Origin of the sequence: Caballeronia udeis (assembly GCF_001544555.2) — a bacterium.
GTDB lineage: Bacteria > Pseudomonadota > Gammaproteobacteria > Burkholderiales > Burkholderiaceae > Caballeronia > Caballeronia udeis.
Genome location: NZ_FCOK02000089.1, coordinates 1 through 19,706, shown reverse-complemented (window position 1 = coordinate 19,706; position 19,706 = coordinate 1). Strand labels below are relative to the sequence as shown.

18 protein-coding genes and 2 pseudogenes are annotated in these 19,706 nt (G+C 60.5%); 11 read left to right on the top strand and 9 right to left on the bottom strand.

What is annotated here, in order from left to right; genetic code table 11:
• Window position 1: 1 nt before the first annotated feature.
• Window positions 2–226 (bottom strand): annotated as a pseudogene (locus AWB69_RS49925) (2,4-dienoyl-CoA reductase); the annotation flags it as partial.
• A 501-nt stretch (window positions 227–727) separates the two neighbouring features.
• Between AWB69_RS49925 and AWB69_RS38630 the strand changes: the two are divergent.
• Both AWB69_RS38630 and AWB69_RS38625 read left to right on the top strand, forming a co-directional pair.
• Window positions 728–2,953 carry a TonB-dependent receptor gene (locus AWB69_RS38630; protein ID WP_062092045.1) on the top strand — a complete coding sequence of 742 codons (2,226 nt, stop codon included), beginning with the start codon at window positions 728–730 and terminating at the stop codon, window positions 2,951–2,953.
• Between the two features lie 61 nt (window positions 2,954–3,014).
• The gene (locus tag AWB69_RS38625; RefSeq protein ID WP_062092062.1) at window positions 3,015–3,698 is read left to right on the top strand and encodes a Fe2+-dependent dioxygenase; all 684 of its coding nucleotides are present in this window, start codon (window positions 3,015–3,017) and stop codon (window positions 3,696–3,698) included.
• A 10-nt stretch (window positions 3,699–3,708) separates the two neighbouring features.
• Here AWB69_RS38625 and AWB69_RS38620 read toward each other — a convergent pair whose 3' ends face one another.
• Together AWB69_RS38620 and AWB69_RS38615 are read right to left on the bottom strand one after the other, a co-directional pair.
• Entirely contained in the window at window positions 3,709–4,029 is a 321-nt protein-coding gene (locus AWB69_RS38620) for a type II toxin-antitoxin system PemK/MazF family toxin (protein WP_062092044.1), read from the bottom strand.
• Window positions 4,023–4,271 carry an AbrB/MazE/SpoVT family DNA-binding domain-containing protein gene (locus tag AWB69_RS38615; protein WP_062092043.1) on the bottom strand — a complete coding sequence of 83 codons (249 nt, stop codon included), beginning with the start codon at window positions 4,269–4,271 and terminating at the stop codon, window positions 4,023–4,025. Before AWB69_RS38615 ends, AWB69_RS38620 begins: the two co-directional genes overlap by 7 nt.
• A 291-nt stretch (window positions 4,272–4,562) precedes the next feature.
• Between AWB69_RS38615 and hpnN the strand changes: the two genes are divergently transcribed.
• On the top strand, window positions 4,563–7,178 hold the full coding sequence (gene hpnN, locus AWB69_RS38610) for a hopanoid transporter HpnN (protein ID WP_062092042.1): 2,616 nt from the start codon (window positions 4,563–4,565) through the stop codon (window positions 7,176–7,178).
• Window positions 7,179–7,237: 59 nt separating this feature from the next.
• A complete protein-coding gene (locus tag AWB69_RS38605; protein WP_062092041.1) occupies window positions 7,238–8,122 on the top strand; it encodes an MlaA family lipoprotein in 885 nt (294 codons plus the stop codon).
• 16 nt (window positions 8,123–8,138) lie between these two features.
• Here AWB69_RS38605 and AWB69_RS48305 read toward each other — a convergent pair.
• The 4 genes and pseudogenes from AWB69_RS48305 to AWB69_RS38590 form a co-directional block, all read right to left on the bottom strand.
• Window positions 8,139–8,305, bottom strand: a pseudogene (locus tag AWB69_RS48305) (cation:dicarboxylate symporter family transporter); the annotation flags it as partial.
• Between the two features lie 102 nt (window positions 8,306–8,407).
• On the bottom strand, window positions 8,408–9,025 hold the full coding sequence (leuD, locus tag AWB69_RS38600; RefSeq protein WP_062092040.1) for a 3-isopropylmalate dehydratase small subunit: 618 nt from the start codon (window positions 9,023–9,025) through the stop codon (window positions 8,408–8,410).
• On the bottom strand, window positions 9,018–10,439 hold the full coding sequence (gene leuC / locus AWB69_RS38595; protein ID WP_062092039.1) for a 3-isopropylmalate dehydratase large subunit: 1,422 nt from the start codon (window positions 10,437–10,439) through the stop codon (window positions 9,018–9,020). Before leuC ends, leuD begins: the two co-directional genes overlap by 8 nt.
• A gap of 5 nt (window positions 10,440–10,444) precedes the next feature.
• The gene (locus AWB69_RS38590; RefSeq protein ID WP_062092038.1) at window positions 10,445–11,323 is read right to left on the bottom strand and encodes an alpha/beta fold hydrolase; all 879 of its coding nucleotides are present in this window, start codon (window positions 11,321–11,323) and stop codon (window positions 10,445–10,447) included.
• Window positions 11,324–11,417: 94 nt separating this feature from the next.
• On the opposite strand from AWB69_RS38590, the gene AWB69_RS38585 reads away from it, so the two are divergent.
• From AWB69_RS38585 to AWB69_RS38565, 5 genes are all read left to right on the top strand, one after another.
• On the top strand, window positions 11,418–12,356 hold the full coding sequence (locus tag AWB69_RS38585; RefSeq protein ID WP_062092037.1) for a LysR family transcriptional regulator: 939 nt from the start codon (window positions 11,418–11,420) through the stop codon (window positions 12,354–12,356).
• A gap of 105 nt (window positions 12,357–12,461) precedes the next feature.
• Window positions 12,462–12,974, top strand: coding sequence for a sigma-70 family RNA polymerase sigma factor (locus tag AWB69_RS38580; RefSeq protein ID WP_062092061.1), 513 nt, complete (start codon window positions 12,462–12,464; stop codon window positions 12,972–12,974).
• Window positions 12,975–12,979: 5 nt separating this feature from the next.
• Window positions 12,980–13,966 (top strand): FecR domain-containing protein, encoded by a 987-nt coding sequence (locus AWB69_RS38575; protein WP_062092036.1) that lies wholly within the window; start codon window positions 12,980–12,982, stop codon window positions 13,964–13,966.
• A gap of 119 nt (window positions 13,967–14,085) precedes the next feature.
• Complete coding sequence (locus AWB69_RS38570; protein WP_062092035.1) at window positions 14,086–16,563, top strand: TonB-dependent siderophore receptor; 2,478 nt, start codon at window positions 14,086–14,088, stop codon at window positions 16,561–16,563.
• 43 nt (window positions 16,564–16,606) lie between these two features.
• Complete coding sequence (locus AWB69_RS38565; RefSeq protein WP_156529129.1) at window positions 16,607–17,395, top strand: hypothetical protein; 789 nt, start codon at window positions 16,607–16,609, stop codon at window positions 17,393–17,395.
• Between the two features lie 147 nt (window positions 17,396–17,542).
• On the opposite strand, the gene AWB69_RS38560 is transcribed toward AWB69_RS38565, so the two are convergent.
• Window positions 17,543–17,797, bottom strand: coding sequence for a hypothetical protein (locus tag AWB69_RS38560; protein WP_062092034.1), 255 nt, complete (start codon window positions 17,795–17,797; stop codon window positions 17,543–17,545).
• Window positions 17,798–18,317: 520 nt separating this feature from the next.
• Between AWB69_RS38560 and AWB69_RS38555 the strand changes: the two genes are divergently transcribed.
• Together AWB69_RS38555 and AWB69_RS38550 are read left to right on the top strand one after the other, a co-directional pair.
• Window positions 18,318–18,629 carry a hypothetical protein gene (locus AWB69_RS38555; RefSeq protein WP_062092059.1) on the top strand — a complete coding sequence of 104 codons (312 nt, stop codon included), beginning with the start codon at window positions 18,318–18,320 and terminating at the stop codon, window positions 18,627–18,629.
• 221 nt (window positions 18,630–18,850) lie between these two features.
• Entirely contained in the window at window positions 18,851–19,204 is a 354-nt protein-coding gene (locus AWB69_RS38550) for a hypothetical protein (RefSeq protein WP_231937376.1), read from the top strand.
• A 212-nt stretch (window positions 19,205–19,416) separates the two neighbouring features.
• Here the strand turns inward: AWB69_RS38550 and AWB69_RS38545 are convergent.
• Window positions 19,417–19,706 (bottom strand): alpha/beta fold hydrolase (locus tag AWB69_RS38545; RefSeq protein WP_231937375.1); only part of this gene is annotated, 290 nt, incomplete at its 5' end.

Here is a 19,706-nt window from a genome sequence, read left to right as displayed (position 1 = left end):
CTCACTCGCCGGCGCTGGATGGCGCGGCTTGATCGTTTGAATCGGTGATGCCGGGCAATTCCTGCAACCCCGCAGGCGGCTGATAACGAGAAAACCCGTTGAATTCAAGCGTACGCCCAGCAGCCTCCAAGGGCCAAGAATGCCGTGCGTTCGGCACGCCGCCATCAACGCAAATGACCGTGCCATTGATGAAAGCCGACGCCTCCGACCGCAACAATACCGCCGCGCAATCCGAAAATCACCGCCCTCGGGCAATTGCATCGCGACGTTGCAGCGGCACTCAGGGCTTTTGAAGACACCCCCGGCTCGCCTGAATGAAAGCTCAGTTTTCGTAAGATGGTTACGGTTGACTGCGGCCCCTGCAACCAGATTCATCGCATGCCAAGCTTCGGCCTCGCCCCTCCCAGCCCCACCCCACAACGCCCCACCCTCCACGGCGCGGTTTATCTCTTCGGATAAAACCACCTCGCAAAAAACGCGAGGCCTTCATCCGTCAGCCAACCGACCAGTTCCCGAATACGTATTGAAAACAATTATTACTTGTGTAATGATATTGATTCGCATTTATAAAACTTCGAGTAAATGGCGTGCGTTCGTCGCAACGAGGACTGCTGCATCGGCCGCGCCCTTTGCCAACCACTCACTGCCGCCGCGGGCATCGCGGAAGCAATTGACCGGCATGGCGCGACAGCGCCGGCTATCGACCATCTAGTATTCGGGGATACACATGTTGAGGAAGACACCGCTTGCCGCGGCGATCATGACCGTGGTGGCGACTCCTGTTGCCGTGCCGCTTTATGCTCACGCGCAAGCCGCGCCGGTCAGCCAGGCCGATCAACCCGCCCAGGCTGCACAACAGGCCGCACCCCTCGTTGAAAACGCCGCGCTGCCTGCCGTGCATGTCTCCGCCCAGGCCATCACACCCGATTTCCAGCCCGAAAAATCAAGCGTCGGCGCCAAGGTCCCTACCGCGTTGCGCGATATTCCCCAGGCCGCTGTGGTGGTCCCGAAAGCCGTGCTGCAGTCCCAGGCAGCCACTTCTTTCTCCGACGCCCTTCGCAACGTCCCCGGCGTCACCATTGGCGCAGCGGAAGGCGGGCAGATCGGCAACAACATCAACTTGCGCGGTTTCTCGGCGCGCACCGACATCTACCTGGACGGCTTCCGCGATCGCGGCCAGTATTACCGGGACACGTTCGACCTTGAATCCATCGATGTGCTGTACGGCCCGTCCTCGCTCTATTTCGGCCGCGGCTCCACGGGCGGCGTAATCAACCAGGTGAGCAAGCAGGCGGAGTTGAAAGCGCACGCATCGGTGTCCGCCATGGTCGGCACGAGCGACCGCTACCGCACTACCGTTGACATCAACCAACCGCTCTCGGACACGTCCGCCGTTCGGCTCAACGCGTTCGGGCAAGACCTCGGCTCCACGCGCGACGTGATGAAGAGCAAGGACTACGGCTTCGCGCCGACGGTGCGCTTCGGGATCGGCACGCCGACGGAAGTCACGCTCTCCGCCCTCATCCAGCACAACCGCGACCAGCCGGACTACGGCATTCCGCCGGTGAACGGCGCACCGGTGCCGGTGAGCAAGGGTCAGTTCTATGGCTTCGAAGGCGACCGGACGATCCAGGACGTGCAGACGCTCTCGGCGCGCATCCAGCATCGTTTCAACGACAACCTCACGCTGCGCAACGAAACCCAGTTCAGCCACTACGGCACCGAGGCCACCGCAACCAATGCGGCGGCGGTGCTGACCGGACCGCTTGGGACATCGACGGCGCTGGCCAACGGCAATTACACGTCGTTGCCGTTGTCATCGTTGTATGTGAAGTTGCAGGGCAAGGACCGCAACATCAACGATCACTCGGTCTACAACACGACCGATATCGACTACAAGTTCAACACCGGTCTGCTCAAGCATGAGGTGATAGCCGGCATTGATTTGAGCCACGAGACCTACAGCAACCAGTCGTTCACCGCGACCACGCCGGGCCTGCCGTCGAACACCATCGCGATCGTTCCGCTGCTCAATCCGCAATACACGACGCGGCCGGCCAACACGCAGGTGGTGGCGACCAACCTCGCGGAATCGAGTGCGAACGGTGTCGGCATTTACGCCAACGATACGGTGTCTGTCGGCCAGTACTGGAAGGTGGTGGGCGGCTTGCGCTGGGACCGTTACGAGGCGTCGATCAAGAACACCCTCAACGCGCCTTCATACGCCACGCAGACGAACTATTTCACCAGCGTGCGCGGCGGGATCATTTTCCAGCCGACCGACTGGCAGTCGTACTACGTGTCGTACGGCACGTCGTTCAATCCGTCGCTCGAAGCGCTGACGCTGACCAACAACCAGCAGAACACGCCGCCGGAATCGAACCGCTCCTATGAAGTGGGCACGAAATGGGATTTGCTGAACGGTGGGTTGTCGGTGACGCAGTCGCTGTTCAATATCGATAAAACCAATGCCCGCACGCTCCAGGCCGACGGCAGCTACACGCTCGACGGCGACGTGCGCGTGCGAGGTTATCAACTCGGCCTGGCGGGCCATATCACCAACAAGTGGCAAGTCTTTGGCGGTTATACATACATGGACGGCAAGGTGGTGAAGGCGCTGGACAACACCAACGGCAAGACCCTGGCGAACACGCCGCGCAACATGATCACGTTGTGGACGACTTATGACGTCACGCCGCAATGGACTTTCGGCGGCGGCCCGGTGTACACGTCAGCGCGATATGCCGCCAGCAACGACTTCGTGGAAGTGCCCGCGTACACGCGCTGGGACGCAATGGCCGCGTTCCACCAGAAACATTACGACATCCAGTTCAACGTGCAGAACCTGACCAACAAGCACTACTACGATGCGTTGATTCCATCGGATGGCGGCCGCGCGGTGCCGGGTTACGGCCGGACGTTCCTCGCGACGCTAAACTACCGGTTCTATTGATCGACTGCAGGACACGCGAGCGGCGCGATGCATGTCGCGCGGCCGCTGGACCCCAAAAAACATGATCCTTTCGATACCCAACGTCCTCAGCCCCGAAGACGCCGCTGTCATGCGCCGGCGGCTCGGTGCATCGGACGCATGGGTGGATGGCCGCGCGACGGCCGGCTATCAGGGCGCGCCGGTCAAGCGCAACCAGCAGATCGCGCAGGAAGCGCCCATAGCGTTTGAACTCGGCGACATCATCATCGGCGCGCTCGAACGGCATCCGTTGTTCATCAGTTCGGTGCTGCCCAACCGGGTTTATCCGCCGCTCTTCAACCGGTACGAAGGCGGGATGCATTTCGGCAGTCATGTGGATGGGGCAATCAGGCTCGTGCCGGGACATGGCACGCGGGTGCGAACGGATGTGTCGATCACGCTGTTCCTCACCCCGCCCGAGGACTACGACGGCGGCGAGCTGGTGATCGAGGATACATACGGTGTGCAGGAAGTGAAGCTGCCGGCGGGGCATGCGATTGTTTACCCGGCGACCAGCTTGCACGAGGTCCGGCCGGTGACGCGGGGAATGCGGGTAGCGAGTTTCTTCTGGGCGCAGAGCCTGGTTCGCGACGACACCCGCCGCAGCCTGCTATTCGATATGGACAACGCTATTCAAAGGCTCAACGCACAGAACGCCGACGACGCCGCGAGGCGAACGCTCGTTGGCTGTTATCACAATCTGCTGAGGCTTTGGAGCGAGACGTAGGGGTTGCTTCTTAAGCAGCGAAAACTTCCTGCAGCGTCCGCAATGTGACCGACAACGTGTTGGCCGGCACGGCGCCGAGCTTCTTGACCAGACGGGTTTTGTCGATGGTACGGATCTGGTCGAGCAGGACCAGTCCTTTCTTCTGACTGAATACGACTGAGACACGATAAGGCGCTGGCCGGCTTTTGGTTGTCATGGGCGCGACGATTACCGTGCGCAGATGGTCATGCAACTCCGGCGGCGATATGACCACGCAAGGCCGGGTCTTTTGAATCTCGCCGCCGACTGTAGGGTCCAGGTTAATGAGCCAGACCTCTCCGCGCACTACCACGAAAGCTCCGCATCATCGGCGTTCGGAAACTCGCCCATCACAAGCTCGTCGTCGCCAGCATTCGCTATGGCTTTGCTTGCGTCAGCCCAGCCCTGGCGGGCCTTCTTCTGCGGTTTTCTTAGAACAATTGCGTCGTTTTCCACTTCCATCTCCACTTCGTCCTCCAGCCCAAGTTGGGCGAGGATGGGTTTCGGAATCAACACGCCTTGCGAGTTTCCCATCCTGCGAATCGTTGTTTTCATTGCTTCACCGTGATGACAATGTTAGTCCGGAAACGAACTGGGCGGTGTCACAATGTTAGTACAGTTTGTCATTAAGTGTGCGCTGATCTCAGCACCCGCCAGAACCCGGTCCGCAAACTGCTGACACAAACGACAAGTTTTTGTCTGACAGCAGAGCCGGATTCGCAGGTCGCAGCGCGAACGCTCCTTCTGCTAGCGCCTCCTCGCGCCCGGTATACTCACGCGGCGCCTCACGGCACTTGTTTCCAATCAGCAAATCACCAGAACACGCCCTCCGAGGCATCCGTCTTCATGCTCACGCCTCTCATTGCCCGTCTCGTCACCTTATCGATCCGCCGACCCGGCTGGATCATCGTTCTATCGCTGCTGATCGCGGTGCTGAGCGGCTATTACGTGGTGCATCACTTCAAGATCAGCACCGACATCAACCAGTTGATCGAGACAGAACCCGAGTGGGCGGCGCGCGGTCATGCGATTGACGAAGCCTTTCCGCAACGGGGATCGACGGTGCTCGTGGTGGTCGAAGCGCAAGCGCCTGAATTCGCCGATGCCGCCGCCGACGAGCTCGCCACCGCGCTGGCCAAGAACACGCAACACTTCACGGCAGTGTCGCAACCCTCGGGCGGCGATTTTTTCGAGCACAACGGCCTGCTGTACCTTTCCACCGATAAAGTCGCCGACACCACCCAGCAACTCGTGAAAGCGCGTCCGCTGATCAACGCGCTGGCGCACGACCCCACGCTCACCGGCCTGGCCGGCACGCTCAACACCAGCCTCCTCCTGCCGCTGCAACTTGGGCAGGTGACGCTCGGGCAAATGTCGAAGCTGCTGGGCAAGAGCGCCGATGTGCTGGACAAAGTCCTCGCCAATCAACCCACCGTGTTCTCGTGGCGCAATCTGGTCGACACCTCGGCCACGCAGCCCGCGCGTGCGTTCGTGACCGTGCAGCCGGTAGTGGACTACAACGCGCTGGAACCGGGCGCGATCGGATCGAATGCAATTCGCGCGACGGCGAATGAACTGAAGTTATCGGAGAAATATGGGGCCGTCGTGCGGCTGACCGGCGAACAACCGCTCTCCGACGAAGAATTCGCATCGCTGAAAGACGGCGCCGTACTCAACGGCATCCTGACGTTCATTGTCGTGCTGGTGATCCTCTGGCTCGCGCTGCGCTCGGGAAAGATGATCATCGCCGTGTTCATCACGCTGTTCGTCGGACTCGCCATCACCGCCGCGCTCGGCCTGCTCATGGTCCACGCGCTGAACCTGATTTCGGTCGCGTTCATGGTGCTGTTCGTCGGGCTCGGCGTGGATTTCGGCGTCCAGTTCGGGGTGCGGTATCGCGAGGAACGCTTCAAGGACGACCGGCTGGACGTCGCGCTCGTGAACACGGCGCGCCACGTGGGCATTCCGCTGACACTCGCCGCCGCCGCGACGGCGGCAAGCTTCTTCTCGTTCCTGCCCACCGCGTATCGCGGCGTGTCCGAACTCGGGCAGATTGCAGGCGTGGGCATGCTGGTCGCGTATGTCACCAACATGACCTTGTTCCCGGCGCTGATCAAGGTGTTCGCACCGCCGGGCGAAGCAGCCTCGCCGGGCTTCCCGAAACTCGCGCCGGTGGACGACTACCTCGCGCGCAATCGCACGCCGGTTCTGATCGGCGCGCTGGTAGTCGTGATCTGCGCGCTGCCGTTGCTGCTGCATCTGCGTTTTGACTTCAATCCGCTGAACCTGAAGGACCCGAAAACGGAGTCCATGGCCACGCTGCTCTCGCTGAAAGACGCGCCCGAAGCGGCCGTGAACGACGTGAAAGTGCTTGCGCCCTCGCTGGAAGAAGCGGACAAGATCGCGGCGAAGCTCGAGAAGCTGCCGGAAGTGGAGCGCGCGACGACCTTGTCGACGCTGATTCCTGCCGATCAGCCGCAAAAGCTCGATCTGATTGCCGCGGCGGCGTCGGTGCTCCTGCCTTCGCTGGACCAGCGTGTCGCCACGCCGGCCAACGACGACGTGCGTGTCGCCACGCTCAAGCGTCTGTCAAACTCGCTGGAACTCGCCGCCGATGAACATCCCGGCCCCGGTGAAGCTGAAGCTCGCCGCCTGGCGGCGACGCTGAAAAAGCTCGCCGCAGCCGATGCCGCCACCCGTGACCGTGCCGAGCACGCCATGTCTGACCCGCTGCGTATCGCGCTGGGCCAGATGCGCGCGCTGCTGCAACCGTCGCCGATCACGCTGGCGTCGCTGCCTAAATCGATGACAGAAAGCTGGCTCGCAGCCGACGGCCACGCGCTCGTGGAAGCATCGCCCAAAGCGCTGGACGGCAAGAGCCGTGACGACGACAAACTGCTCGCCCGCTTCGCGGACGCTGTGCAGAAAGCCGAACCGAACGCGATCGGCGGCCCGATCTCGGTGCTGCATTCGGCCAATACGATCATCAAGGCGTTCGAGCAGGCGGCGGCGTGGTCGCTGATCGCCATCGCAATCCTGCTGTGGCTGACTTTGCGTCGAATCGGCGACGTTTTGAGAACTTTGATACCTTTGCTTGTTTCCGCCGTCGTCACGCTGGAGCTGTGCGTGGTGTTCGACATGCCGCTGAACTTCGCGAACATCATTGCGTTGCCGTTGATGCTGGGCATTGGCGTGGCGTTCAAGATCTATTTCGTCATGGCGTGGCGCTCCGGACAAACGGGCCTGCTGCAGTCCAGCCTCACGCACGCCGTGATGTTCAGCGCCGCGACCACGGCGACGGCGTTCGGCAGTTTGTGGTTTTCGCATCATCCGGGCACATCGAGCATGGGCAGGCTCCTGGTCCTGGCGCTTTTTACGACGTTAATCGGCGCAGTGGTATTTCAGCCGGTTCTAATGGGAAAACCCCGGGTGCGACCGAAAAAAGTCGCCGAAACCGTTTAAACCGTTCCTTAAACGCACTCATAACTGACGCACGACCCCAAGGAAACCGACCCATGAGGATGGCAAAAACGCCTGATGCCGCCCGCACCCTGCGAGCGCTCTCTGGCGGCGTGCTGCTCGCCGCTGCTTTCGCCCTGTCCGGTTGCGCCACGGGCCCCGACCGTAAACCGGGCGATCCGCTGGAACCGATGAATCGCGAGATCTTCAAGTTCAACGACGCCGCCGACAAATACGTCGCTCGCCCGATTGCAACCGGCTACGTGAAGGTCACGCCGGCACCGCTGCGCACGGCGATCAGCAGCTTCTTTTCGAACATTGGCGACATTGGCAACTTCGCGAACAACCTGCTGCAGTTGAAGATCACTGACGCGACCGAAGACCTGATGCGCATTGCGATCAACTCCACGTTCGGTATTGGCGGCCTGATCGACTGGGCTACACCCGCCGGGCTGCCGAAGCACGATCAGGACTTCGGGCTGACGCTCGGCCATTACGGCGTGCCGTCGGGACCGTATCTGGTGTTGCCGCTGCTTGGCCCGAGTTCGGTGCGCGATGCAACGAACTGGATTGCGAGCTATCCGCTGAGTCCGGGGACTTACCTGAGTACGGAAGCGGATGTGTCGTTGTTCGTCATGCGGTTTGTCAGCGCGCGGGCCGATTTGCTGGGTGCAACGGACATCCTGTCGCAAGCCGCGCTGGATAAATATGCGTTCGTCCGCGACGCCTACACGCAGCGTCGACAGTATCAGTTGACGGGCGCGGCGAACGCGGCGCTGCCGGATTACGGCGATGAAAGTGGTGGTGCCGCGGCGCCTGCGGCCGGCGCGAGCGCAACGGCTGCGCCGGCAAAACCCGGCATGGGCGGAAGCAGCAGTTCGCAAGGCTTGCCGAACTACGCCGATCCGGGCGCGGCCGAACCAGCGTCGGCACCGGCCGGAAAGTAACGCCGCGTCAGCCTCTGCAGAAAATCACCGGGCTGATGATCATGCGAACCAGTTGATGAAGGCATCGCCAAGGGGTTTCATCGCGATGCCTTCGCCGGGAAGGAAATGCCCGAGTAGCACGCCAGCGAAAATCGCGGCGATCACCTGCGCATACAGAATCCGGTAGAACGGCTTGCGTTTCATGTCTCCTCCTGTTTTGGGCAAAACGTGTCCCTGCCGCTTTGGCTTACGCGTAAGCGGTCGGATTAATGGTGTCTTTAATGAGCGCGGCCGTAACCGCGCGGGCTACATCACTGCAGCCCAGGGATGACGTTCGAAGTGGCGCTTTTCAAAGGCTTCTATGTCGGCGAGAGCGGTCAGCGTCAGGTCGATCGTGTCCATGCCTTCGATCACCATGCGCTTGTGCCGCGCGCCCAGCGGGAACCTGAAAACCTGCGCGCTGGTTGTCGAGCGAACCGTCTGCGCTTCCAGGTCGATAAGAACTTTCGACGCCGGATCGTCCGTCGATTCGCGCAGCAACACGTCCACCGCTTCACGTTCTAGTTGCACGAGCAGCAGCCGATTGTTCATCGCGTTGGAGTAGAAGATTTCGGCGAAGCTGGGTGCAATCACGGCGTCGAAACCGTATTGCTGGAGTCCCCAGACCGCATGTTCCCGGCTCGATCCGCAACCAAAATTTGCGCCGCCGATCAGGATGCGCGCGCCTTTATAAGCGGGTTTATTAAGCGCGCAATCTGCGAGCGGTGCGCCGTGTTCATCGAAGCGAAGGTCGTAGAGCAAACCTTTGCTTAAACCCGCTTTGTCGATGATCCGAAGGAACTGCTTCGGCATGATCTGATCGGTGTCGAGGTTCTCTATTGGCAACGGCACCGCGCTGCCTTCAATCACAGTCACATTAGTCATGGTGATTCTCCAGCGAGCGGACATCGGTGATCTTCCCGGTCAGCGCGGCGGCTGCGGCCATCGCAGGACTCATCAGATGCGTGCGGCCGCCGCGTCCTTGCCGGCCTTCGAAGTTGCGATTCGTAGTGGATGCACAGCGCTCGCCCGCTTCGAGGAAGTCATCGTTCATCGCGAGACACATCGAGCATCCCGGCTCGCGCCATTCGAAGCCGGCTATTTTTAAAATCTCCGCGATGCCTTCCGCTTCAGCCTGCCGACGCACGGAGCCCGAGCCCGGCACGACCATCGCGCGTACACCTGCTGCCACTTTGCGCCCGCGCACAATCGACGCGACGATGCGCAAATCCTCGATCCGCCCGTTCGTGCATGAGCCGATAAACACACGGTCAATAGGCGTTCCCGCGATCGGCTGATTCGATTCAAGGCCGATGTAGTCGAGCGCACGACGCAATGCGGCAGCGGCTTCGGGCGTGGCTTGTGAGCCGGCGTCGGGCACAAGGGCATCAACACGCATCGCCTGGTCGGGGCTCGTGCCCCACGTGACAAAGGGTGCGATGTCGCGGGCATCGAAGGTGTATTCGGCGTCGAAGATGGCATCGGAGTCGGATTTCAAATCGCTCCAGTCGGCGAGTGCGGCTTGCCACGCGGCTTCATCCAGCGATGTGGCGTGCGCGTGGACATAGTCGAGCGTGGTTTTATCCGGCGCGATCAAAGCCGCTCGCGCGCCCGCTTCGACGGTCATGTTGCACAAGGTCATGCGCGCTTCCGCCGAGAGCGACGCGATGGTCGTACCCGCGAACTCCACCGCGTAACCGCGCGCCCCTTGAGCGCCAATCCGGCAGATGATCCAGATGATCACGTCCTTCGATGCCGTGCCATAAGGCAAGACGCCATCGATAGAGATCCGCATGGTCTGCGCCACGCGATACACCAGCGTCTGTGTAGCCAGAACGTGTTCGACCTCCGATGTGCCGATACCAAACCCCAGCGCGCCCAACGCGCCATAGGTGGTCGTGTGGCTATCGCCGCAGAGCACCGCCATGCCGGGGCGAATCAGCCCCAGTTCCGGCGCAATGATGTGCTCAATGCCCTGCAGCGGATCGTTCGCCGCATACAACCGGATGCCCGCCTTGTCGCAGTTGCGCGCGAGGTTTTCGGCTTGCAACAACGAAGCGGCGTCGCGAATCACACGCGGCGATTCGGCGTGTGTCGGAATGATGTGGCTCACCACCGCGAGTTGCTGCTTCGGACGACGCACGGGACGCCCCTTGTCAGCGAGACCGCTGAACGCTTGCGGACTCGTGTACTCGTTCATCAGATGCAGATCGACATAGAGCAGCACGTTCTGATCGTCGATACGCGTAACCGTATGCGAGTCGACGAGCTTCTTATAGAAAGTAGTGTGGTTCGACATGATGCTCAGTCCCGAAGAAACGGCAGCACACGCTCGAGCAGCAACTCGGGCGCCTCTTCCGGAATGTAGTGGCCGCATGGCAGCGAGTGGCCGCTGACGTTATGGGAGAAATGCTTCCATTCGGCGACAGGATCGAAGCACTTTTCGATCACGCCTTCTGCGCCCCATAGCGCGAGAAAATCGCAGGCTATCTTCTGGCCTTTCGCCAGCGATTCGCGGTCGTGTTCAAGATCGATCGTGACGCTCGCGCGATAGTCCTCGCAGATGCCATGAGCAGTGTCCGGCTGTTGCAGGCAACGCAAATATTCCGCATACGCCTCGGGCGTGAATGGCTTTAACCCCGCACTACGCGCGCCGATTGTCTGCTTCAGGTAAAGGTCCGCGTCGGCGCGAATCAGTGTCTCGGGGAAGGGCGCGGGACGCACAAGGAAAAACCAGTGCCAATAAGCGCGAGCGAATTCGAACGAGGTTTTCTCGTACATCGCGAGCGTTGGCGCTACGTCGAGCGTGATCAGCTTCCTCACTACCCCCGGGTGATCCAGCGCCATCCGCGCCGCCACCCGCCCGCCGCGATCATGGGCGAGCACAGCGAACGATTCATAACCCAGCGTGCGCATCAGGTCGACCTGATCCTGCGCCATGCGGCGCTTCGAATAGTTGCTGTGATCCGGAAAACCTGGCGGTTTGCCGCTGTCGCCATAACCGCGCAGATCCGCGGCGACGATGGTGAAGTGTTTTGTCAGCTCAGGCACGACCTTGTGCCAGATCGCGTGAGTTTGCGGATGGCCGTGCAACAGCAGCAACGCGGGGCCACTGCCGCCTTGTATTGCCTTGATCCTGACGCCATCGACCGTTGCCGATGCGTCCTTGAAGTCATCGAACATGATTGTCTCCCACAGTTTTATGAAGTTTAATTGATGCATTTCGCGATACAGTTTCTATTCAGGCAATCCAGACTTAACTTCCAGGAACTAATCGATGGACAGTTTTTCGGACCTCAACCTGTTCACGCTGGTCGCGCGGCATCGCAATCTGGCGGCGGCTGCGCGTGATCTCGGCGTGACGCCGCCTTCCATCAGCAAACGGCTCGCGCAACTCGAGCGGCGGCTTGGTGTGCGGCTTTTGAGCCGCACCACGCGCCGTGTCAGCCTCACGCCCGAGGGCGAGCTGTATCTGGCGGACGGCTCGCGCATCCTCGACGAGCTCGCTGAACTGGAACAACTCGTCACGAAAAGCCGGGCGGAGCCGACGGGTTTGCTGCGCGTGAATGCATCGTTTGGATTTGGGCGCAGCCGGATTGCACCGGCGGTGTCGAAGTTCATCGAGCGCTATCCGGCAATCAAGATCCAGCTTCATCTGTCGGACCGGCCGGTGAATCTGCAGGAGGAAGGGTTCGACCTGGGCATCCGTTTCGGCGATGTCCCCGACGCCCGTATCAACGCGCGTCTGCTGCTCAGGAACCGGCGGATTGTGTGTGCATCGCCGGGATATGTGGAGCAACACGGGCTGCCCGCCATGCCTCACGACTTGACGCGGCACGCGTGCCTCGTACTGCGCGAGAACGAATCCGCCTATGGAGCATGGCATTTCACGCGCGGCAAAAAGGTGGAGACCGTCAAGGTCGATGGCCCCCTCAGCAGCAATGACGGGACTGCGGTGCTGCAATGGGCGCTGGATGGACGCGGCATTGCCGTGCGCTCGCAATGGGAAACCGAGGCGCTCGTTCGCGACGGCAAGCTGGTCGTGCTGCTAAACGACTGGGCGCTGCCGAATGCGGATATCCACGCGATCTATCTGGAGCGGCATCAGTTGTCCGCGAAGCTGCGGACGTTCGTGGAGTTCCTGGGGGATGAACTACGCGCCGGTGCGGATCAGAAAGGCCAGACGACCCCGGCCATCACGACAAGCAAGCTGTAAAAGCGCTGAAAGACGAATCGAACATAAGAAAATTCTCATGCTATTATCGCGAATCATTCTCATTTACGATTCTTGGCGCCAGGCGACTGGTCGGGGCAGGCAAGCGTGCCGGCAAACAAATCGCCTCTGCATGGCGACGTGCAGACGCTCTACAGCAATCATCACGGCTGGCTGCAAGCGTGGCTGCGCAAGAAGCTCGGCTGCGCGCATCGCGCAGCTGACCTTGCACACGACACGTTCGTGCGTCTGCTGGCGCGCGACGAACCGTTCGCGCTGGATGAGCCGCGCGCTTTCCTGACCACCGTCGCGCAGCGCGTACTGTTCAATCACTGGCGGCGCGAGCAGATCGAGCGCGCTTATCTTGAAGCGCTGGCGCACAGGCCCGAAGCGCTGGTTTCATCGCCGGAAGAACGGACGGTGCTGCTCGAAACCCTCTGTGAAATCGATGCCCGGTTGAGCGGCCTGCCCGTCGCCGTCAAACGCGCATTCCTGCTCGCCCAGCTGGATGGCGCGAGCCACGCCGACATTGCCACGCAACTCAAGATATCGATATCCACCGTCAAGCGTCATCTGGTGCGGGCCGGTGCGCAATGTTTCTTCGCGTTATCGATGGAATGACGCGTATGAATGCAAACGCACGCCCCGATATTGCGCCGGAGATCGCGCGCAGCGCTGTCGAATGGTGGATGGAGCTGCAATCCGGCGATACCACGGAATCGCAGCGCAACGCCTTCGAGCGCTGGCTCGCTGCGCATGCCGATCATGAGCGCGCGTGGCGGCATATCCAGTCCGCCAGCAGCCGCTTTCACGGTTTAAGCGATGCAATCGGCGCGAACGTCGCGCGTGCCGCCCTGATGCCGCCGCGCTCGGCCAGGCGGCGCGCGAGCGTCAAGGCGCTGGCGGTGCTGCTGTTCGCCGGCAGCGGCGCGTGGATAGCGGAAGAGCGCGTGCCGTGGCGCGCATGGACCGCAGACGAACGAACAGCCGTGGGCGAACGGCGCACGCTGACGCTCGCTGACGGCACCGTGGTGACCTTGAACACCGATAGCGCCATGAATGTCCGCTACAGCGGCACCGAACGCCGCCTGCGCCTGCTGAGCGGCGAGATCATGGTCGTCACCGGCCACGCCGATGGCCCCTTGCCACGCCCGTTCGTGGTCGAGACGGCGCAAGGCACATTGCAACCACTCGGCACGCGTTTCGCCGCGCGGCAGCAGACGGACGCGAGCCGCCTGGATGTCTTCGATGGCGCCGTGCGGATCGAGCCAGCCGATGCGGCGCATCGCTCAACCGTGCTGCGCGCCGGGCAACGCGCGCGCTTCACGCGTATCGACGTAGGACCTGCCGACACGATCACCGAAAACGATGCAGCCTGGACCGATGGCCTGATCGTCGCGAGCAGCATGCGGCTGGGGGAGTTTGTCGCGGAGTTGAGCCGTTATCGGCGCGGAGTGGTGCGTTGCGCACCGGAGATTGCGGACCTGCGTTTATCGGGCACCTTCCCTCTCGCCGATACCGACCGGGTGCTGGAAACGCTCGACAGCACCCTGCCCGTCCAGCTCGAATTCGTCACGCGGTATTGGGTCACGGTGCAACCCGCGCGGTCGTGATGCGCGGTCACGAATCAAGGCATCGATAAAAAATTTGAGCTGCGTTGAGCTGTTTTCGATTCTCGCGGGACAAGGGAGATGAGAGCACTACATCGTCTATCTTCCTGCGAGCGTTGAACATGGGACAGTATCGAAAGGCCGGCTTCTGCCGTCGTATCAAAACGAAGAAAGCCGGACCGGCGCGCCGCCGGCTTGTACGCGTGATGACAGCCACGCTGATTGCGGCCGGCGTGCCGTTCAATCCGGCGATGGCCGCCGACGTTGGCGGCGCCACGCAAACGCCGCAACGCAGGACCTACGACATTCCCCCCGGGCCGCTGGAAACCACGCTCAACCGCTTCGGCCGCGAAGCCGGTATTCTGTTGTCCTTCCCAAGTGCGATCACGGCCAACCGCCAAAGCGCGGGCCTGCGTGGCGAATACGATGTCCCACAAGCATTCGCGCAAATCCTGCACGGGACGGGGATTACTTCGGTGCAGCAGGCCAATGGCGGTTACACGCTTGTTGAAGTGGTCGGTGCAACCGCTTCCGACGGCATGACCCTGCCGCCCGTCGCGGTGAACGCGAGTGCCCTTCATACCGCGGGCTATCAGTTGCCGAAAGAAGCGGTAGTGATGCGCTCGGACACCCCGTTGATCGATACGCCGCAAGTGGTCAACGTCGTGCCATCGCAAGTGCTGCACGACCAGCGGCCGCGCAATCTCGACGACGCGCTTGCGAACGTCAGCGGCATCGTGCAGGGCAATACGCTCGCCGGTACGCAGGACACGTTGCTCAAGCGTGGTTTCGGCGGCAACCGCGATGGCTCGATCATGCGCAACGGCATGCCGATCGTGCAGGGACGCTCGCTCACCGCCTCGGCCGATAGCGTCGAAGTGCTCAAGGGTCCGACCTCCCTGCTCTACGGCATCATGGACCCGGGCGGCGTGGTCAACGTGGTCAGCAAACTGCCGCTGCTTACGCCGTATCACGCGATCTCGATGTCCGGTTCGACCTACGGCCAGGGCCGCAACGGTGCGGGCGGGACGCTGGACACGACTGGTCCTATCGGCGATTCGGGGCTGGCTTACCGGCTTATTGTCGATCAGGTCAACGAGCAATATTGGCGCAACTTCGGCGAACATCGCGAGACGATGGTGGCGCCCTCGGTTGCGTGGTACGGACGCGATACGCAAGTCGTGGTGTCGTATGAATATCGCAAGTTCCTGTATCCGTTCGACCGCGGCACCGCGCTCGATCCAAAGACCAACGAACCCCTTGCCATTTCCAGCCGTGAGCGCCTTGACGAGCCGTTCAACCAGATGGCCGGCGAGTCCCATCTCGCGCAGCTTTCGGTCGATCACCAGATCAACGCCGACTGGAAAGCGCACGTGGGCTACAGCTACAACCGCGAAACCTACGACGCCAACCAGTTGCGCGTGCAGGGCATCAACAGCACCACCGGCGCGGTGTCGCGCAGCAACGACGCCACGCACGGCGCGCTCAGCACCGACAGCTACGGCATTGCTTACGTGGATGGCCACTTCACCGTCGGCGGGTTTCGTAACGACCTGCAGGTGGGCGTGGACGATGAATACCGGCGGATCTATCGTCGCGATCTGCTGCGGCAGGCGACCCAATACCCCTTCAACTACTTGAATCCGGTGTACGGGCTGGAGAGTCCGTCGAGCACGATCTCCGCCAGCGACAGCGATCAAACCGATACGCTGCACGACACATCCCTCTTCTTCCAGGACAGCTTTCACCTGAACGACAAGTGGATTCTCGTGGGCGGCGCGCGCTTTCTTTCGTACAACCAGATTGCCGGAAAGGGACGCCCGTTCAAGGCAAATACGGATATAGACGGCACGAAATGGCTGCCGCGTGCGGGCGTGGTTTACAAGTGGACGGATACGGTTTCGCTGTATGGAAGTTATACGAAGTCGCTTAAGCCCACATCGACCATTGCGCCGCTGAGTTCCGGCGTGGTGATCGATTCTTCCGTGTTGCCGGAAGAGGCGACGTCGTGGGAAGTGGGGACCAAGGTCGCCATGCCGGGCGGGCTGACCGGGACGCTGGCGCTGTTCAATATCAGTAAATCGAACGTGCTTGTATCGCAGTACAACGACACGACCAAGCTGACCGACTGGCGCACGTCGGGCAAGGCGCGCTCGCGGGGGGTGGAGCTGGATGTGGCGGGTCAGATCGGCCAGCACTGGAGCGTGATTGCGAGCTATGCGTATATCGATGCAAAGACTACGGAGGATCCGCTCTACGCCGGCAACCAGCTTTGGAACGTGGCGGCGCATACGGCGTCGCTGGCGGCCGTGTACGACTTCGGCGCGATCTTCGGCGGCGATGAATTCCGTCTGGGCGCAGGCGCGCATTACGTCGGCCGCCGGCCCGGCGATTCCGCCAACAGTTTCACGCTGCCGGCTTATACCGTCGCGGATGCCTTCGCCACCTATGACACGAAGCTGGGCGGCCGCAGGCTCTCGTTCCAGCTCAATGTCAAGAACCTCTTCAACAAGACCTACTACCCGTCGAGCGTGAACAAATACTTCGTGTCCGTGGGCGACGCGCGGCAGGTTTCATTGCTCACGACGCTGGAGTTTTGAGCGTGGGTTTGATTCGATCGATTGCTGTTTTCCGGGGATGACGATGAAGATTTTGAAGCGATGGCGGGGTGTAGGTGATGTTCAGGTGGCGCGTCGTCGGGCGATGTTGCTCGCGCCTGCGTTGGGGCTCGTGTTGATGTCGACGACGATGCCTTTTTCTTCGGCTGCGGATCCGGCTTCTGTGCAGGCGGCTCGTAGCGGCTCTGGCGCAGGTCGGAAGGTGGTGATGGTCGTGCAGATGAACGGGCCGAATCTTGGTGTCGACCAGAAGGCCGCGGCTCATCTTGAGGCGCGTGGGTATTCGGTTCGAATGGTGGATCAGGCGCAGACGCCGGACTCGATGGGCGACGTGGATCTGGTCATCATCTCGTCGACGGTTTCATCGAAGGACGTGCCGAGCGGCTGGCGCGAGTTGCCCGTGCCGCTCCTCACCTGGGAAAACGATCTCCTCGATGACTTCGCGATGACCGGCAAACGCCATGACGTCGATTTCGGCGAGGCGCCGAAAGAACGTTACCTGTGGCTCGTCAACGCGCCGCATCCGATGACCGCCGGATTGCCTGCGGGCGTGGTGAACGTGTATGGCAAGCAGGCGCCGATGAGTTGGGGCAAACCGGGCCTGGGTGCGACGATTATCGCGACGCTTTATGGACAGCCGGAGAAAGCCGCCATCTTCGCCTACGAAAAAGGCGCGACGATGGACTACGAGGCGCTTGCTCCCGCGCGCCGTGTGATGTTTTTCCTGAGTAACGAGACGTTCACCAATCTGTCATCGCCGGGCATTGCTTTATTTGATGCGGCAATCGATTGGGCAGGAAAAGGCAGCGTTTAATTAATTGATTTAATCTGATGGTTTGCGTCGCTAATAAGCGAATGCGAAGTGCAACACGCCCGCTTTTTGGCGGGCGTGTTTTATCCATACCTATACGGTTTGTTTCAAAAAAACTTCTGTTTCGCTTTCGATGCTGGACGGCCGGGTTTATGCGGCCTGATCGAAAGTCTGCTGCATGATTCGCTGGTGCGGTGAATGCTGACGTTGATCAATCTCCGCCATGCCGTACGCAAGGGCAAACTTACGGGCATCGACAGGGCACGGGAAATGTCCCAGCACGCCAGTCGCGCGCTGCAGACCATCAACCTCCCTGACGATCAGCATGGCTGCGTACAAACCATCGTCATACGCGGCCAGCGGAATCAAGACGACATTCTCGTAAGCGATCTCAGCGTATTGCATGACTGATTCCCCCCAAGTTGACGACTCACTACTCTCTCAGCGCACCAGTTGGTCTGGCGCGGCATTGTGTTTAGGCATTATCAATAAACAGAAACCAAGAATCAACCGGATTTGCCCTATTGAGGGTTTCTACGTGGAATTGCGCCATGGTTATGTGGCGGTTACTTCATTTATTTGCCGCATTTGGTGCATGCAGCAAGGTGAACCGACGCTTATACAGACAGAGTATGTCAATTTGATGAGGTATGTGGGGTAACGCATGGATGCACTGTTGTTGTGCGAGTAATGCTTGCGAATGGTGGAGGTTATTGCGGAGCTTGGCGGGGCATTCCGGCCGCCGATGGCACGCAGCAGCGTTCAGGGAGATTCTGTTGTGCCTTTTTACCCTGGCGCATTCTGACGCTTAGGTTTGCTTGACGAATGTGACGACGAATCGGGGCGCTTGGGTCCCGATGTCAGGCACGTGATATGCGCAATCCTTTTACCGACAGCAATGTCCTGATGATCTATGGGGGAGCTTGTGAAACTCGATCCGACTGCATGGTTTCCGTTGAGCGACTACACGCCAGTGCGCGACGGATGGTACGAGGTGCAACTCGCGAGCGGCGAAACCGCATTCGCGAAGTTTGGTACGGACGGATGGACCGAAAAACCGATGCTCATCTTCACCCACTGGCGCGGCCTTTCCGGCGACCCTAGTAAGGTTGAGGGTGCGGAGACGATTGATGCCGAAGCGACTGCGGCCGAAGGGGTTAGGGCCGTTTGGGATACGTTCTTTCCTGGTTCGGGGGCGGAGCAGCATAAGCCGTTGGATGCGGGGCATAGTAAGTAGTATTAGTGTGATCTGATGACCCGGTGCGGGTGGATAGACTGGCGAGAGTGGGTGGCTCGCCAGTTTTTTTGTTTTTGGGGGTGGGTGGTTGGGGGTGGGTGGTTGGGGTTGGTTGGCGTCTTGCTCGCAGATGTTCGGTCAGCGGCATCGGAGAGATGCTGCTTCCCGTTGTGTGACAATCAAAGTTCTTGACCCACTCAACTACGGCACGGCGGAAGAACATGAACATCAACAAGAAAGTGACGTATCTGGTCAGCATATTTATCGGTACTCCGACGCAGCAGCACGCGCAGATCAAAGACATCGCGGCGCAAGTGTCAGGTGACGACTATGAGTTCTTGCACCTGCATCAAATGGGCGCGTTCCTGGTGCTGAACACGGATCGCAATGCCAAGGAACTGGCCGGTTCGTTTTCGCGTGCGACGGCAGCGGACGATCGAGTGTTCATCTGCGAAATGGGCCAGGACTGGCACGCGCTTGGGTTGAATAAAGCCATGTTCTGGTTGCAGAACCATTTGGCGACAAAGACGCAAACGCCAGCGACCAAGAAAGGGAATCCGTTTGGGGATGCGTGATTGATTGCGTGTGGGATGAGCTTTTGGACGGTGATTGCGCGCGCGGAAGTGGCACGGACTTGCCATCGAACAACAGCCCTTCGGCCATTGCGACCGTTCAGAATATCCTATGGTTGCGCCGCTACGAATGTCCGCTGACGAGAAAATCGAATGAGTCTTCTCGAGGTAGATCAGTCGTTTCCTCGACCCAGCACACCGGGATGCCTGACGATTCAGGAATTAATGAACGCTAGGAGATCCGCATTGATCGTATCGGCTTGCGTGGTGGGCATGCCGTGTGGGAAGCCTTTATAGGTTTTCAAGGTGCCGTTCTGCAGCAATTTCGCGCTTAACGGGCCAGAGTCGGCATAAGGTACGATTTGATCATCGTCGCCGTGCATCACTAACGTCGGGACTGTGATCTTCTTCAAGTCTGCGGTGAAATCGAGGGTGTAATTAGTTTTGTGTAAACGGTCATTTGGCAGGAGACTGCCAGCATCCAGGAGCAACGATGACCGTAGCG

What these genes read in the sequence shown, in the direction of transcription:
- AWB69_RS38630 (WP_062092045.1), top strand. Translation starts at nt 728, where the DNA reads ATGTTGAGGAAGACACCGCTTGCCGCGGCGATCATGACCGTGGTGGCG.
- AWB69_RS38625 (WP_062092062.1), top strand. Translation starts at nt 3,015, where the DNA reads ATGATCCTTTCGATACCCAACGTCCTCAGCCCCGAAGACGCCGCTGTC.
- AWB69_RS38615 (WP_062092043.1), bottom strand. Translation starts at nt 4,271, where the DNA reads ATGAAAACAACGATTCGCAGGATGGGAAACTCGCAAGGCGTGTTGATT.
- hpnN (WP_062092042.1), top strand. Translation starts at nt 4,563, where the DNA reads ATGCTCACGCCTCTCATTGCCCGTCTCGTCACCTTATCGATCCGCCGA.
- AWB69_RS38605 (WP_062092041.1), top strand. Translation starts at nt 7,238, where the DNA reads ATGGCAAAAACGCCTGATGCCGCCCGCACCCTGCGAGCGCTCTCTGGC.
- leuD (WP_062092040.1), bottom strand. Translation starts at nt 9,025, where the DNA reads ATGACTAATGTGACTGTGATTGAAGGCAGCGCGGTGCCGTTGCCAATA.
- leuC (WP_062092039.1), bottom strand. Translation starts at nt 10,439, where the DNA reads ATGTCGAACCACACTACTTTCTATAAGAAGCTCGTCGACTCGCATACG.
- AWB69_RS38590 (WP_062092038.1), bottom strand. Translation starts at nt 11,323, where the DNA reads ATGTTCGATGACTTCAAGGACGCATCGGCAACGGTCGATGGCGTCAGG.
- AWB69_RS38585 (WP_062092037.1), top strand. Translation starts at nt 11,418, where the DNA reads ATGGACAGTTTTTCGGACCTCAACCTGTTCACGCTGGTCGCGCGGCAT.
- AWB69_RS38575 (WP_062092036.1), top strand. Translation starts at nt 12,980, where the DNA reads ATGAATGCAAACGCACGCCCCGATATTGCGCCGGAGATCGCGCGCAGC.
- AWB69_RS38570 (WP_062092035.1), top strand. Translation starts at nt 14,086, where the DNA reads ATGGGACAGTATCGAAAGGCCGGCTTCTGCCGTCGTATCAAAACGAAG.
- AWB69_RS38565 (WP_156529129.1), top strand. Translation starts at nt 16,607, where the DNA reads ATGAAGATTTTGAAGCGATGGCGGGGTGTAGGTGATGTTCAGGTGGCG.
- AWB69_RS38560 (WP_062092034.1), bottom strand. Translation starts at nt 17,797, where the DNA reads ATGCAATACGCTGAGATCGCTTACGAGAATGTCGTCTTGATTCCGCTG.
- AWB69_RS38550 (WP_231937376.1), top strand. Translation starts at nt 18,851, where the DNA reads ATGAACATCAACAAGAAAGTGACGTATCTGGTCAGCATATTTATCGGT.